At 59.8% G+C, this 14,943-nt stretch carries 11 protein-coding genes and 1 pseudogene; 10 read left to right on the top strand and 2 right to left on the bottom strand.

Annotation, left to right across the window (positions count from 1 at the left end):
- The 4 genes and pseudogenes from ABX749_RS04595 to xylA form a co-directional block, all read left to right on the top strand.
- Window positions 1–272: pseudogene (locus ABX749_RS04595) on the top strand (SDR family NAD(P)-dependent oxidoreductase); the annotation flags it as partial.
- A 249-nt stretch (window positions 273–521) separates the two neighbouring features.
- Window positions 522–3,155 carry a secretin N-terminal domain-containing protein gene (locus tag ABX749_RS04590; protein ID WP_372894963.1) on the top strand — a complete coding sequence of 878 codons (2,634 nt, stop codon included), beginning with the start codon at window positions 522–524 and terminating at the stop codon, window positions 3,153–3,155.
- Between the two features lie 35 nt (window positions 3,156–3,190).
- Window positions 3,191–5,140 (top strand): proprotein convertase P-domain-containing protein, encoded by a 1,950-nt coding sequence (locus ABX749_RS04585; RefSeq protein WP_372894961.1) that lies wholly within the window; start codon window positions 3,191–3,193, stop codon window positions 5,138–5,140.
- A gap of 240 nt (window positions 5,141–5,380) precedes the next feature.
- Entirely contained in the window at window positions 5,381–6,700 is a 1,320-nt protein-coding gene (gene xylA / locus ABX749_RS04580; RefSeq protein ID WP_372894960.1) for a xylose isomerase, read from the top strand.
- 136 nt (window positions 6,701–6,836) lie between these two features.
- Here xylA and ABX749_RS04575 read toward each other — a convergent pair whose 3' ends face one another.
- Complete coding sequence (locus ABX749_RS04575; RefSeq protein WP_372894959.1) at window positions 6,837–7,817, bottom strand: ROK family protein; 981 nt, start codon at window positions 7,815–7,817, stop codon at window positions 6,837–6,839.
- 201 nt (window positions 7,818–8,018) lie between these two features.
- On the opposite strand from ABX749_RS04575, the gene ABX749_RS04570 reads away from it, so the two are divergent.
- The 6 genes from ABX749_RS04570 (at window position 8,019) to ABX749_RS04545 (ending at window position 14,168) form a co-directional block, all read left to right on the top strand.
- On the top strand, window positions 8,019–8,618 hold the full coding sequence (locus tag ABX749_RS04570) for an RNA polymerase sigma factor (RefSeq protein ID WP_372894957.1): 600 nt from the start codon (window positions 8,019–8,021) through the stop codon (window positions 8,616–8,618).
- 50 nt (window positions 8,619–8,668) lie between these two features.
- Window positions 8,669–9,298, top strand: coding sequence for a hypothetical protein (locus ABX749_RS04565; protein ID WP_372894956.1), 630 nt, complete (start codon window positions 8,669–8,671; stop codon window positions 9,296–9,298).
- An 86-nt stretch (window positions 9,299–9,384) separates the two neighbouring features.
- Window positions 9,385–9,552 (top strand): hypothetical protein, encoded by a 168-nt coding sequence (locus tag ABX749_RS04560; RefSeq protein WP_372894955.1) that lies wholly within the window; start codon window positions 9,385–9,387, stop codon window positions 9,550–9,552.
- Entirely contained in the window at window positions 9,498–9,908 is a 411-nt protein-coding gene (locus tag ABX749_RS04555) for a hypothetical protein (protein WP_372894954.1), read from the top strand. The genes ABX749_RS04560 and ABX749_RS04555 overlap by 55 nt, the downstream gene beginning before the upstream one ends.
- A gap of 45 nt (window positions 9,909–9,953) precedes the next feature.
- Window positions 9,954–12,818: a DUF1549 and DUF1553 domain-containing protein gene (locus ABX749_RS04550; RefSeq protein WP_372894953.1), complete on the top strand. Its 2,865-nt coding sequence runs from the start codon at window positions 9,954–9,956 to the stop codon at window positions 12,816–12,818.
- 45 nt (window positions 12,819–12,863) lie between these two features.
- Window positions 12,864–14,168, top strand: a complete 1,305-nt coding sequence (locus ABX749_RS04545; protein WP_372894952.1) for a DUF1501 domain-containing protein — start codon at window positions 12,864–12,866, stop codon at window positions 14,166–14,168.
- 167 nt (window positions 14,169–14,335) lie between these two features.
- On the opposite strand, the gene ABX749_RS04540 is transcribed toward ABX749_RS04545, so the two are convergent.
- The coding region (locus ABX749_RS04540) for an amylo-alpha-1,6-glucosidase (RefSeq protein WP_372894951.1) at window positions 14,336–14,943 on the bottom strand (608 nt) is incomplete at its 5' end.

The raw sequence follows: 14,943 nt of genomic DNA, 5'->3' as shown, positions 1-14,943 counted from the left end.
CTTTGGTCAGCCCCGGTCCGATTCGCCGTGACGATGCCGGCACACGTTACCGCGATCGCACCGATGCAACGCTCCCGGCAAGTGCCTCCGCACCCGGCGGGGGAACCAAAGTCAAAGGCTTGCCGCCCGAGACGGTTGCCCGCGCCGTACTCGCCTGTGGCCAAAAACGTCGAACCGATGTCATCCTGCCGGGCTATCTGCGACTGTTGATCGTGTTGGGAAACGCCTTTCCGCGACTGGGAGACTGGCTGCTGCTCAAGTTCACAAGCTGAACCCCTGTATCAGTTTGTGTCGATTTGATCACGTCCATCGCTTCCGTTTTCGCGACTGCACGCGGGCACGACCAGTTCTCTCGCCTGCCGACCAGTTCAAGATTGACTTCGTCGGCAGCTTCACTACCCTTTATACTATCCCGCCCCTGCTGCGATCGGCCCCCACCGGTCCCCCGCCAGCATCCTGCCCCCCTCCATAACGCTCGACTCGCAAGACACGGGCGTTTCCTACGACTAACGAGTTGCCGAATGAATCGATCACGGCATGCCCGCTTGCTCCCCCCGGGCCAACGCGTCTTTCGCTTTGTCATGGCCGGCCTGCTCGCCAGCCCGCTCCTTTCGATGGCTTCGCTGCCTGCGCAGGAGCAGCCGGCACCGCAACCAGAACTGGCGGACACGCAACCGGTTAACGATCCACAGCCGACCTCGGCCGACGCCCCCGAGGCGGAAGTCCGGTTCGCCTTCGCGGGCGTTCCCTGGCGGGAAGTGATTGACTGGATCGCCGATGAAGCTGACCTGGCGTTACACATCGACGGCGTTCCCGCCGGCAGCTTCACCTACAGCGACCCTGCGTCGTTCACGCATCAAGAGGCGATCGATCGCATCAACTTGTTCCTGCTGCCCCAGGGTTACACCTTGGTGCGAAGTGGGAACCTGCTCTCGGTCATCAACCTCAGCGATCCGCGCAGTCTTCAACAGCTCGACGCGCTGGCGGAATTAATTCGCGCCGACGAGTTGCCTGAACGAAACAACCACGACGTCGTCAAATGCCTGTTCCCGCTCGGCGCCCTCTCGGCTGAGGAGGCGGTGGAAGAATTAGGCGCGATCAAGTTGATGATGACACCGGCGGTCTTCAAAAAGACCAATCAGTTGATGGTCACCGACACGGTCGCCAAGCTAAAAAATGTCAAAGCCATCCTGGATTCCTTTGAACCCTCCAAGCTGGACAACGGCACGATCGTCAAAAGCTTTCCGCTGCAGTACGTCGACGCGGAAGACGTCTTGTTGGTTGCTCGCCCCCACCTGGGGCTGGCTACCGGCGAAATGATCGGGATCGACGTCAGTCTGTCGGCGGACTTGGAAGGCAAGAACATCTTCGTGACCGGTATCGAAGACAAAGTCAAACTGATCGAAAAGCTGGTCGAATCGATCGACGTTCCAACGCCTTCGCTCACCGATTCGGAGACCGATGCAAAGTTCCAGACGCATGTCGTCGCCGGCGGAAATGTCGATCTGGCGTACGACGTGTTGCAAACCCTGCTGGCCGGCAAGGATGTCCGGATCTCCAAGGACAACACCGCCGGAACGATCGTCGCACTCGCACCGCCGTCGATTCAAGAAGAGATCGCGATGACGGTCCAGCAGATGGCCGCCGATGAAGCCCAGTTCGAGGTCATCCAGCTCAAGACCGTCGACCCCTACGTGGCGATCGCCCTGATCGAACAGATGCTCGACCTGACACTGGAATTGGATACCCGCGATCGTCGAGACCGCGATCGAGACGAGCAGCCCGTGCAGCCGCCGAAAATCGACGCCGACCCGGAGAACCGCCGACTGTTTGTTCGCGGCCGCCCCGGACAAATCGCTGAGATCAAACAGATCGTCGAAGGCATCGATCAAAAGCAAGACGCGATGGCGTCCAACGAAAGCATCCGCTTGCTCTCCCTGACCGGCAATCATGCCAAGCAATCCCTGATGCTGGCGGCTCGATTCTGGCGACTGCCCAATCCGATCGTCTTCTTTGAATCCGACGAATCGATGAACAACGCGCGGCGGGAACGAGTGGCCTTCGATGCCGACGACCGAACGCCGGACCAACGCGACGACTTTCTGGATGCCCTGGAAAGCAAAACGCCCGCCCAGTTCGTGTCGGTCTCCGATCGCGGTCGATTGCTGCAGACGCCATCACCCGACGTCACCAAGGCGGCGATCGAATGCCAATTGACGACGCGTGGTCTGTTGATCCAATGCGACGACATCGACGTCCTGAACCAGTTCCAAGATCACCTGGAAACCCTCGCCGGGCCGGGCACCTCCATCCCCGCCGAACCGGTCGTGTTTTATCTGAAATTCACCCGCCCCGAAGATGCCATTCGGATGCTGGCCGAATTGCTCGATGGCGGCCAAGCCGTTGCCAGCAGCGACACCCTGGTCAACGCATCGATCACTTCCCCAAGCAGCTCCTTTCTGGGCAGCCTGGTGACCAACCGCGAGGGCACGATCACGTTGATCGCGGGGACCGCAACGGTGGTCGCCGATTCACGACTGAATCGGTTGATCGTTCAAGGCACCGTGGAGGATGTCGAGCTGATCGAGAACTACCTGCAAATCATCGAAAAAGACAGCAGCATCACTTCGATCGAAACCTACGGCACCTCGCACATCATCGAGCTGGAAAACTCGAAAGCCGTCGAGGTCGAAGCGGCAATCCGGCAGGCGTTCGCCGGACGGGTCGCGGCGGCCACCGCAGCTCCCGGTGCCCCCGGCAGCGGCGCGTCCAGAGCCGACGCGGCTCGCAATGAACCACAGGAATCGGCCAAAGACAAAAAGTCCGACGCCAAGAAACCGGCCCCCAAACCCGCGGCACAACAGGCTCGCGACTTGGAGCCGAAAATGACACTGGCCGTTCACGAGCCCAGCAATTCGCTGATCGTGACCGCACCCGACCCGTTGTTCAAAGAAGTCGAAGCGTTGGTCAAGACGATCGACGTCCGCGGCGAACAAATGATCCAGGTCATCACGCCGAGTAACAGCGAAGTGCTGGAAACCGTGCTGCAAGAGATTTTCCTGGGCCAGTCCGATGGCCGATCCCGATCGACTTCGCGAACGGCACCACGGACGACTTCGTCCCGTTCGCCGTACTCGACCAACGGTAAAAACTAGTGACCCCGCAACGCCCTTCGTTGACGAGTCGAACGATGATCCGTTTCAGTTGCATCCGCCGTTTCCAGGCCTGGTTCGGGCTCGACCGGACATCAGCCGGCTTGCGCCTGCTCGCACCTGCGATGTGCCTGGCCGTGGGGATGGTCGCTACAGGCTTCGGCACCACCACGGTGCTCGCCCAATCCGGTCTGCGGGAATCCCTGGACCTGCTCGACCGAAACGAGAACGGATACATCGAACCCGATGAGATCACAACGCTTTCCAGGCCTTACCTGGAACGCATCGCCGAAGCCCGACGGATGTCCCTGGACCGCCCCAATCGGATCGAAAATTGGCAGGAAGCCGCTCGCATTTACCACGCGCTGAAAAATGGCGTCGCGGGTGAACGGGTCCGCGCCAGCGACGATCGAGCAGTGAAAAGCTTTCGGCCGCGAGACGAAGATCCGGTCGTGCCGGAGTTCGGTCTGCCGCAAGTCAAGTATCCCTATCAATTTCGGGACCTTGAAGAAGCGGACGAAACCCTGGAACGCTACGACCGCGACCGCGACGGCTACCTGAGCCGTTACGAAGCCTCCCGCGCCCGCTGGACACACCGCGATCCGTTCAGCATGGACCTCAACAACGACGATCAACTCAGCCGGCTCGAACTCGCTCAACGGTACGCCCGGCGGCGAATGCTGAGCAACGATTCCAGCGAGCTGATCCAACAACGCCGCCGCACCGGCAGCGGCGTTCGCCCCAGCGAAAAAGAAAGCGAAGACGACCGGCGGCGGCGCGAACGTTCGGAATGGTGGCGAACCGGTGGCGACCGCTTTTGGCTGACCGCCGCCGTGCTGGGACGCTTCGACGACAATCGCAACGGTCGGTTGGAGATGGAAGAGACGGTCGAACTCGGGATTCCCGCCGGCGCCGTCGACGCCGATCAAAACGGCGAACTGTCACGCGACGAATTGTTCGCCTACTTCAGCAATCTGCAGGATCAAACCGGCGATCAAGTCGAAGGCCTGCCCGGCTGGTTCTACGAATTGGATACCAACCGCGACAAACAAGTCGACCTGACCGAGTTCGCAACCGAACTGACCGACGCCCGCGTTGCAGAGTTTGTTGCGTTGGACACCAATCAAGACGGCCTGCTCGCTCCGCAGGAAGTGATGGCGTCGAAATCGATGATGGGCGGCGTGTTTGAAAATACGGACGCCGAAATTTTGCCACCCAAGAAAACCATCGTTTCAGAAATCGACATCACCGAAAACTTCCTGATCGCAGACCTGAACCTGCAACTGTCGCTCACGCACACCAACGTTTCCAGCTTGGACGGCTACCTGACCGGGCCCGACGGAACGCGGATCGAATTGTTCACCGAAATCGGCGGACGCGACGATCACTTCGACCGCACCGTGTTCGACGACCAGGCATCGACACCGATCGTCAAAGCCCGACCACCCTTCGAAGGCTCCTTCCAACCGGAAGGCTTGACCAAACGACAGCCCAGCCTCAGTGCCTTCAACGGCAAGACCATTCACGGCGTTTGGCAGCTGACCATCCGCTGCTCCCGCAGCGATCGCTTCGGCATGCTGCACCGCTGGTCGCTGATCGCCCGACCGGATGAAGAATCATTGCTCAATCGGCCGGAGCTGGCCGCTTCCCTCCCCGCTGCCCCGGCCGACGAAGCGTCCGTTCCGGATTCCACTCCCACGTCGGCTGCGCCGGCGTTTCGGCCGGATTCACCATCGACGGCCTACGCCGGACCCGAATTCTCCAAACAGGACTTCTCGATCGGCAAGGAATTTAAAAAGCCCGCCGCCGATTTCTGGACGCCCGAACGGAAAGCCGAGTACGCCCAAAAGCTCCGCAAGCCGTCGTCGGAGGAGTGGGAAAAGATGAGCGATGACGACAAACGCAAGTTCATGGCCACCCGCACCGAAGCGATCAAGCAATACAAGAACGCCCTCAGCAAGCCGAGCGGCGAAGCGAAAGATCGCTGACCCAGCGGGACGCGTGAGCGACCGGCGCGTGTTGCCTCCCGCAACCATCGCGCACCACCGGCTCACGCCACGTGCTAGAATGCCGGCGGGATTGAGATCCTTTCCCACCCGAATGAGTCTGCGTCTCAACTTCCGGGCTTATCGGCTTGTTTGGGAACGTCAAGGTTTCAAAACTGGGCGTTTCTCATTCCCGATCGTTCCCTGACGATTCTTTCCCAACACCCTACTCCCCCTAACGTCATGTCAGCGTTCCCCGACATCTCGACCGTCCAATACGAAGGCCCCCAGAGCGACAACCCCCTCGCGTTTCGTTGGTACAACCCCGAAGAGGTCGTGGAAGGCAAAACGATGAAGGACCACTTCCGGTTCTCGATCGTTTACTGGCACACGTTCCGCGGCACCGGCAGCGACCCGTTCGGCCCGGGCACGGCGGTTCGCCCCTGGGACGATGGCACCGAGTCGGTCGAAAACGCTCAGAACCGGGCGCGTGTCGCATTCGAGTTATTCGAAAAGCTGCAGGCCCCCTACTATGCGTTTCACGACCGCGATGTCGCCCCCGAAGGCGCTTCGCTGGCGGAGACCAATGCGAACTTTGACGCGGTTGCCGATGTGCTCGAAGAGGAGCAGGAGCGCAGCGGCGTGAAGCTGCTGTGGGGCACCGCGAACATGTTTTCCAACCCCCGCTTCATGCACGGTGCCGCGACGACCTGCAACGCCGACGTGTTCGCCTACGCCGCGGCACAAGTCAAGAAAGCGATGGAAGTCACGCATCGACTCGGCGGCGAAAACTATGTGTTCTGGGGCGGCCGCGAAGGTTACCAGAACCTTTACAACACCGACATGAAGCGTGAACTGGACCATCTGGCCAAGTTCTTTCACATGGCCGTCGACTACGCCAAGGAGATCGGCTTCACGGGACAATTCCTGATCGAGCCGAAACCGAAAGAGCCGACCAAGCATCAATACGACAGCGATGCGGCCGCCTGCATGAACTTCCTGCGTGCCTATGACCTGACCGATCACTTCAAGCTGAACCTGGAAACCAACCACGCGACGCTGGCCGGCCACACCATGATGCACGAAATCGATTACGCCGGCGCCCAAGGCGCACTGGGCAGTATCGACGCGAACACCGGAGACCTGCTGCTCGGTTGGGACACCGACCAGTTCGCGACCGATTACTACCTGACGACTCAGATGATGTACTACATCCTCAAGCACGGCGGACTCGGTAGCGGCGGCGTGAACTTTGACGCCAAAGTCCGTCGCGAATCCTTTGAACCGATCGATCTGTTCTACGCCCACGTCGGCTCCATGGACGCCTACGCCAAGGGGCTCAAGATCGCCGCGGCCATCCGCGCCGACAACGCACTGGAAGGATTCATCAGCGAGCGTTACAGCAGTTTCGACAGCGGCATCGGAGCCAAGATCGAAGCCGGCGAAGTCACCTTCGCCGACTTGGAAACCTACATGCTGGAAAAAGGCGACGCAGAACCAAACGTCAGCGGACGCCAAGAATTGCTCGAAAGCGTCATCAACCGCTACATCGATCGCGTTTAAAACAGTTTCAGGTTTCAGGTTTGAGAGTTTCAGGTTCCAGCCTTAGCTGGAGCTCGACTCTTGAACATGCGTTTCAAAACTTGAAACTTGAAACTTGAAACTTGAAACTTGAAACTTGAAACTTGAAACTTGAAACCTATCCCTCAACCTTCCGCCGAGCCCATGCGGCGGCGCCTTTCACTCCGGCGTCGTCGCCGAGTTTGGCGGCGACGACTTTGAAGCGGTCTTTGTAAACGCTCATCACGTTTTTCCGCGCCGTCTTGGTGACCGTTCCGACGATCAGATCCTCCATCGCCTCGACCATTCCCCCACCGAGCACGATGGTGTCGGGACAGAGCAGGTGAATGATGTTGACGACCGAGATGCCGATCGATTCGGACGCATCTTCGACGAGCCGCCGAATGACTTTGTCACCCGCTTCGATCGCGTCGGCTAGCGCGCCGCTGCGGATATCGGACAGATCGGTGCCGACGTTTTTGGCCAGTGACGGTGCGTCTCCGCGGAACGCCGCCTTGGCCGCTTCGGCCGCGATTGTCAATCGACTCGCTTCGGCTTCCAACGTCCCCGGCAATTCGTAGCCGCTGCTGCGCGTGCCGCTGCTGATGCGGGTGTGACCGATCTCCATGCAGCTGACCCCTGCCCCCTGCAAAATCGTGCCTTCGTACACGCACGCACCGCCGACGCCGGTCCCGGGAAAAATTCCCACGGCACAACGCGACCCGGTGGCAGCCCCGAACTGATACTCGCCGTACAAGCCGGCATCGACATCATTGAGCACGACCACGGGACAATCGAATTTTTTGTGCAGGAACTGCTCAATGTCGACGTCGTCCCAGCCCAAATTGGGTGTCGTCAGAATCCGGCCCTTGTCCAGATCAATCGGCCCGGGACATCCGATCCCGATCCCCCGAATCTGCTTGCTCTTCAAATCGTTTTCATCGATCAAACGCTCGATCGTCGATCCGATCCTGGCGATGCCGCTATCGCTACCGTCACGGCCTCGCGTTTTTCGGCGGCGGCGGCCTAATACATTCCACCCTTCGTCGTAGGCGATCGCCAGCATTTTGGTGCCGCCAAGGTCAAATCCGATCCAGATGTCGTTTGATTTCTCTGCCATGATCACTCCAGCATGTCTCACTACGTTCGGCTAAGCTACATCTTCCCACCACGCACCGGATCGCGTCAGTAGGGCGGGCGAATTTTCTTTCCGGCATCGACCGATTTGGTGAGGAATTCGCCGAGAAAAAATCAAAATCCTGTCGAATCCGTGAAATAAATCGACAGCGGTGCGCAATGAAAGTCGCGGCAAGCGCAGAACATGAGCAACCTTCCCGCCGACGATGGAGACGCCTCCCCCGAATCCTCTCCCGATGCATCGGGAGACCCGCAGCCCGGTGACGGTGCGACCGAGGGGGGCAGTCAACACGCCTGGCGTGAGGTGTTCAAGGAAGCCGAATCGGGGTTGCGACGTTTCCTCGCCGGAAAGCTGCCCCAAGCGGCCGACGTCGAAGACTGCTTGCAGACCGTGATGGTCGCGATGCTCAGCAACGACTCCCAGATCCCACACGCGGCCCGACGAGCCTGGTTGTACCGGGTCGCCGCAAACGAAGCCGCCCGGTGGTGGCGAAACAAATCGACGACCGACCGAGTGCTGGAAAAGCACGCCCATGCGAGCTTTCGCATCGACACCGAACCCCCATCCGATCTTGAGACCCAAGAGACACTGCGACACGTTCATCAAGCGATCGAAAAACTGCCCGAACACACCCAGCAAGTGATCCGACTGCGGCTTGCCGAAGGAATGACCTTTCAAGCCATCGCCGATCGACTCGACCAACCGCTGGGAACCGTCCTGACGCGAATGCGTCGCGCGATGCAGCAATTGCGAAATGAACTCGATGACGATGCCGCCCCGTGATCCCAACCGTTCCATTGACCCTCGCAGCCCTGACCTGAAGGGCATTCTCCATGACATCCGACACGAAACCCTCCCCGCAAGATCCCCTGCTGCGTCAGCGCTGCGCGGATTACCTGTTGGGTGAGATGACGCCGCCACAAGCCGCCCGCTTCGAATCCGAATTGGATTCTCCAGCCGTGGCCCAAGCGTTGATCCGAGAAAGCGAACTCCTGTGCCTCCTCGCCCACGCTCAAGTCGCGCCAGCCGCGCACACGACCAGCGACATCGCCGGCCCGGCCCCACGATCACTTCCACTTCCCTCCCCCGCCACCGCACACCGGACCGCGACACTGCAACGAATCACCCTCGTGATCGCGGCGTTGGCGGCAACCATATTGGTGATTTCACTCGCTTCGATGCATCTCCGCGAGAATCAAATCAATCGCAGTGCGACGGCGCTGATTTTGGAACCGGCAACGTCCAACACTTCGTTCGAGTTTGAATTGGCCAAAACCTGGGTCCAGCCGGCCGTCGACTGGGACACGGCCGGTTGGTCAGCCGGCGTGGAGGAATCATCGGATCCAATCGAAGAAGACAGCTTGCTGGCCGAGTTCGGCGAAGCGGTCAACGACGAAACCTTTTCATGGATGGTGGTCGCCCTCGAAGCCGCCATCGGTGAGGAAGACCGCAACGATGGTTAGACCCCTTTCATTCCTGTCCGCACTGGGCCTGCTCGGCGTTCTTTGCGGCGCTTTCTCCGCCGGCAGCGGGCACGTCGTCGCCGCCGATGATCCTTCCCTCGCGAAGTCCGCGAAAAAGGCGCCGCCACGCAAACTGGATCCAGAACAAGAGCGCGGCGTGCTGCAGATGGTCCATGATCACCTGCCCGAAATCAACGTCTTGCTCGATCAACTGCGTGAAAAAGAACCCCGCCAATATGACGCCGCCATCATGAACCTGGCCAAGTCGTCGCGGCGATTGCAGGCTGCCCAAAAACGCGGTGAGACCGCTTTTGAACTGGAAGTCCAAGTCGTCCAAGCACAATCTGCGATCAATCTGTTGGTCGCCAAACTAAAAGTCCGCGACAACAAGGCCGATCGAGCGGCGTTGCGAGAGGAGACCAAACGCTTGGAACTGGCCGAATTCGCGCGTGCCAAACACGACGTCGATCAAATGCGATCGCGGCTCGACAAACTTCAAGAACAACTTCAAGGCGCCGAAAAACGACTCGGTGAAAAACAGTCCCAACAGGACAAGAACATTGAACGGGCATTCCAAATTTATTTGCGAAAGTCCGGTCGAAAAGAGTAACCCACAACCTCTCCCCACCCTCTCCCACCGACTTCCCAGAATCTTATGAAACAGCTTTCAACACGCCTGTTTGTTTGCTGCCTCGCTGCCGCCGCGATTCCCGTGGTCGGATTTCGCGTGGTGACGGCGGAGCCGATTGCACCCGTTCGTTCCGACCAAACCGCGGAAGCTGCCGCGATCCCGGCACCTTCGATCCAATCCCGTTTCTCTGACGAGGATATCGACGAAGTCCCCGATTTCCAAAAACACGTGATGCCCTTGCTGGGCCGACTGGGATGCAACGGCCGAGCCTGTCACGGCTCGTTCCAAGGCCGCGGCGATTTTCAGTTGTCGTTGTTCGGCTACGACTTTTCCGGTGACCACGAAGCGCTGATGGCCGAAAACACCGGCCGCGTCGATGTCGATGACGTGGAAGAAAGCCTGATCCTTGCCAAACCGACCGACGCCGACATGCACGAAGGCGGCAAGCGTTTTGAAAAAGGCCAGTGGCAGTACCGCGTGCTGCGGAACTGGATCGCCGACGGTGCACGGTTCGACAAAGAATCCTTTCAACAACTCAAGAAACTGCAAATCGAACCGTCGGAAATTCGCTTCGGCGACACCGCAGAAAACGTCCAGCTGACCGCCATCGCCCACTGGGCCGACGGAACCGTCGAAGACGTCACCGCACTGTGCCGCTTCAGCAGCAACGACGATTCGATCGCAGCGATCGACGCCGAGGGTCACATCCAATCCGGTGACGCCGGCGACACCCACGTCGTCGTCTACTATGACAACGCCGTCGTGCCGGTTCCGGTGCTGCGTCCGATCTCGGCGCCGACGACCGACGCCGCCGAATCGATCGCGCAGCGCACACCGAATCGGGGCGAACCGACCCAGCCGATCGATGTGCTCGTCAAGCAAAAGCTGGACAAACTCGGGATCGTTGCTTCGGACCTCTGCACCGACGCGGAATTCATCCGCCGCGCGGCGCTGGACATCACCGGCGTCCTGCCTTCGGGAGAACGCGTCGAAGCCTTCCTGGCCGACGACACAGCCGATAAACGCCAGCGACTGGTCGAGGAACTGTTGCAATCGCCGGCCTACGGCGCCTGGTGGGCCACTCGAATGAGTGACTGGACCGGCAACAACGCCGAACAACTCAACAACGTTCTGCCGGTCCAGAACATCGGCACCAAACTGTGGTTCAACTGGCTGCGAAAACGCCTTCAAGACAACATGCCCTATGATGAAATCATCGAAGGCATCGTCAGCGCCGAATCGCTCGAAGACGGCGAAAGCTATCTCGAGTACTGCCGCGAGATGACCGAAATCTGCGGCGGCGACTTCGACCGATACGCCGAGCGCGAAAGCATGCCGCTGTTTTGGGCACGCCGCAACTTTCAAAAACCCGAAGACCGCGCGATCGGATTCGCCTACACCTTCCTGGGCGTTCGGATCGAGTGCGCCCAATGCCACAAACACCCCTTCGATCAGTGGTCCAAGCAAGACTTCGACGACTTCTCGACACTGTTCGGCGTGGTCCGAGCCGGGAACGCCAACCAAGTCTCTCCCGATTCCAAAAAGGCTCGCGAAGAGTTGATGGAAAAACTGACCGGGGGCGAAAAACTAAACGGCGGCGACTTGCGTCGCAAAATTCAACAGGCCGCCCGATCCGGTGAAGTCGTCCCGTTCGGTGAACTGTACATCACCGCCCGAGGCATGACCGACGGCCAAAAGAAGCAACGGGCCGCCGCCAAGAAGAAAGGACGCAAGCTGCCGCCGGTTCGTGTCCCGACCGGAAAAATCCTCGGCGTCGAACAAAAAGTCGACCTCGACGAAGACCCGCGGCCGGCACTGATGCAATGGTTGCGTGATGAATCCAATCCGTACTTCGCCAAAGCGATCGTCAATCGCGTTTGGAGCAATTACTTCGGCATCGGCATCGTCGATCCGACGGACGACATGAACTTGGCCAATCCGCCCAGCAATGCCGCCCTGTTGGATCACCTGGCGAGCGAATTCATCGCCCACGATTTCGATCTGAAATGGTTGCATCGCGAGATCGTCACCAGCGACACCTACCAACGCAGTTCCGCGACAAATTCCAGCAACGCCGCCGATCGCAAAAACTTTTCCCACCATCTTCCCCGACGCCTGCCCGCCGAAGTCGTTTACGACATGGTGGTCCTGGCAACCGGATCGACGCAGAAAGCAGATCAGATGCGCGGCGAGCTGGATCAAATGGCGATCGCCGATGGAAAAGCAAGACGGCGAAACAATTCCGATTTTGCGCTGGAAGTCTTCGGCCAATCGATCCGAGAGAGCAATTGCGACTGTGACCGCAGCGACGCGCCGAGCCTGTTGCAATCGATCTACTTGCGAAACGATGCGGAGATGTATGGCCGTATCGCCGCCCGTGACGGCTGGGTCGCCGAAGCCTGCAAGGAACTCGGAATCGCCGCGCCCCGTGCCGGCGCCGGTGCCGACCCCCGCGCCGCAGCAGCACAGCGTGCCGCCGATTCGATGCGGCGGCAAATCATCGACCGCATCCGGCAATTCAACAAGCTGCCCGAGGCTCGTCGTGAACAAACCCAAAAGCGGCTGGTCCAGCAATACAACAGCGTCGCCAAAAAGTTGCGTAAGGACTACCACGTGCCCTCCTTCGAGGAACTGGTCGCCGCCCCGAATAGTTGGACCGAGTTGACGCCGCCCGTTGCGACCGAAGGGTCCGACGGGGTGATCGAGTCGGACCGATCGCTCGAAAAGGTCGTCCGTCAGGCCTACCTGCGAACGCTCAGTCGCTACCCCGACGACGAGGAACAACAAGTTGCGATCGACTACATCAACGAGTCGGAAGACAAAACCAACGGGATCGAGGGCTTGATGTGGGCACTCGTGAACACCAAAGAATTCATCATCAGCCACTGACCCACCCCGCACCCAATCCCCCCACTCACTCTCCGGATCCCAAACATGAAACTCCATAAAACCTGCGATGGCGTTCGACGACGCGATGTTCTGAAGATCGGCACCCTGTCGGTCGGCGGCCTGACGCTGGCCGGTTACAACCAACTGGCCGCCGCCGGCCAAGTCGCTCCCGGCCATGCCGATCGAGCGATCTTCATCGAGTTGCCCGGTGGTCCGTCGCACATGGACACCTTTGACTTGAAACCCAACGCACCGGACACGCATCGCGGTGCCTTCAAACCGATTTCGACCAACGTTCCCGGCATTCAAATCTCCGAGCACTTGCCGAAACTGGCCCAGTGCATGGACAAGTTCGCCATCCTTCGCGGCGTCAGCCACACCTTGGCCGCACACCGCCTCGGTCGCGAATACGTCAACACCGGCAGCAAACCGATTCCCGCGCTGGAATACCCCAGCTTTGCCGCCGTGATGTCCAAAGAACAACCCGCCGATCCCGATATCCCCAGCGCCGTCGCGGTCCCCAGAGCCAGCCAGGGTCCCGGTTTCCTGGGTATCCGCTATTCGGCGCTGGAAACGAATTCCTCGCCCAGCTTCGGAAGACCCTTCAACGTCCGCGGCATCTCGCTTCCCGGAGGCATCGGCGTCGACGAAGTGAAACGCCGGCAATCGCTGTTGCAGAAACTCGATCGACGCTTCGCCGACCTGGAAAAGAACGACCAACTGCTCGATGGACTCGATCAGTTCGGCGATCAAGCGTACTCGATGATCACCTCCTCACGCGCCCGATCGGCATTTGACATCAGCAAGGAACCGGAAAGCTTTGCCCGCCAGTTCGGCGAAGACTCCTTCGGCCAAAGCTGCATGCTCGCACTGCGACTGGTCGAATCGGGCGTGCGGTTCGTCACCGTCCAACTGGGCGGCTGGGACACGCACACCGATAACTTCACCAAGCTCAAGACCCAGAACCTGCCTAAACTGGACGCCGGCCTGAGCGGGTTGCTGACCGGGCTGGAACAACGCGGGTTGCTCGGCTCGACCGCCGTCTACGTGACCGGCGAATTCGGCCGGACCCCAAAGATCAACACGCGATCGGCCGAAGGCGGACGCGACCACTATCCCCGCTGCATGTTCATGCTGATGGCCGGTGGCGGCGTGCGGGGCGGCCAGGTGATCGGGGAAAGCGATGACACCGCCTCCGGGCCCCGGCACGAAGGCATCTCGCCCGATGACGTCGCGGCCAGCTTCTATCACAACCTGGGAATCGACCCCACGTTGGAATACGACAGCACCACCGGTCGTCCGATCACCCTCGTCCGCGACGGTTCGATCATCAAAGACCTGTTCGTCTAACGCCACATTCGTGTGACGTTACAGATGGCAGTCAAAGCGGCCAACCGGTCCCGGGGAGCACTCACGTCCATCGCTCCGCGGGATCGGTCATCGGCCTGTTGATTTCATCGATCTTCTTAAAATCAATGTTGGGGCATTTGCCCCTCGCTGACACATACGGGCTTCGATCAACAGTCCGTCGTGATGTTTCTCGCCCGGAGCAATTCCGCAACACCCCAGGCCTGGGCAAAGCAGCCTTTGGGCCGGTGTGGCGCGTCACCCGAGAAAACTTCGCTGATTTGCCCAATGCAGGCTTCACCCAAGTGGAATTCCAGGCCGTCCAACCACGCTGCAGCATCTTGCTTGCGGTCGGGGTAGGTTAGGCACCATGCGATGACCATCGGTCCGATCAACCACGACCACACGGTTCCCTGGTGATACGCGGCATCGCGTTTCCACACGTCGCCGTGGTAAACGCCGTGATACTCGGGATCGCTCGCTGAGAGCGAACGAAGTCCTACCGGCGTGAGCAGATGCGATTTGACCTGATCGACGACAGCCGGCCAATGGATCGGATCGAGCACGGCGTGCTTGAGAGAAATGGCAAAGAGTTGGTTGGGACGCAGCGATGCATCGTCACCCTGTTCGCCGTCGACCACATCGAACAGGTACCCAATCTCATCCGACCAAACCCGCCGATTGAAGTTCTTGCGAGCCGAATCGGCAAACGCCCGCAGACGCACAGCATCGGACACACTGCCGTGACGTTCGATCCAACCGCAATACAATTGCAGTG

The sequence above is a fragment of the Stieleria sp. genome, assembly GCF_041595215.1.
GTDB lineage: Bacteria > Planctomycetota > Planctomycetia > Pirellulales > Pirellulaceae > Stieleria > Stieleria magnilauensis.
The sequence above is the reverse complement of the archived record's forward strand: the minus strand, read 5'-3'. Positions and strand labels throughout refer to the sequence as shown.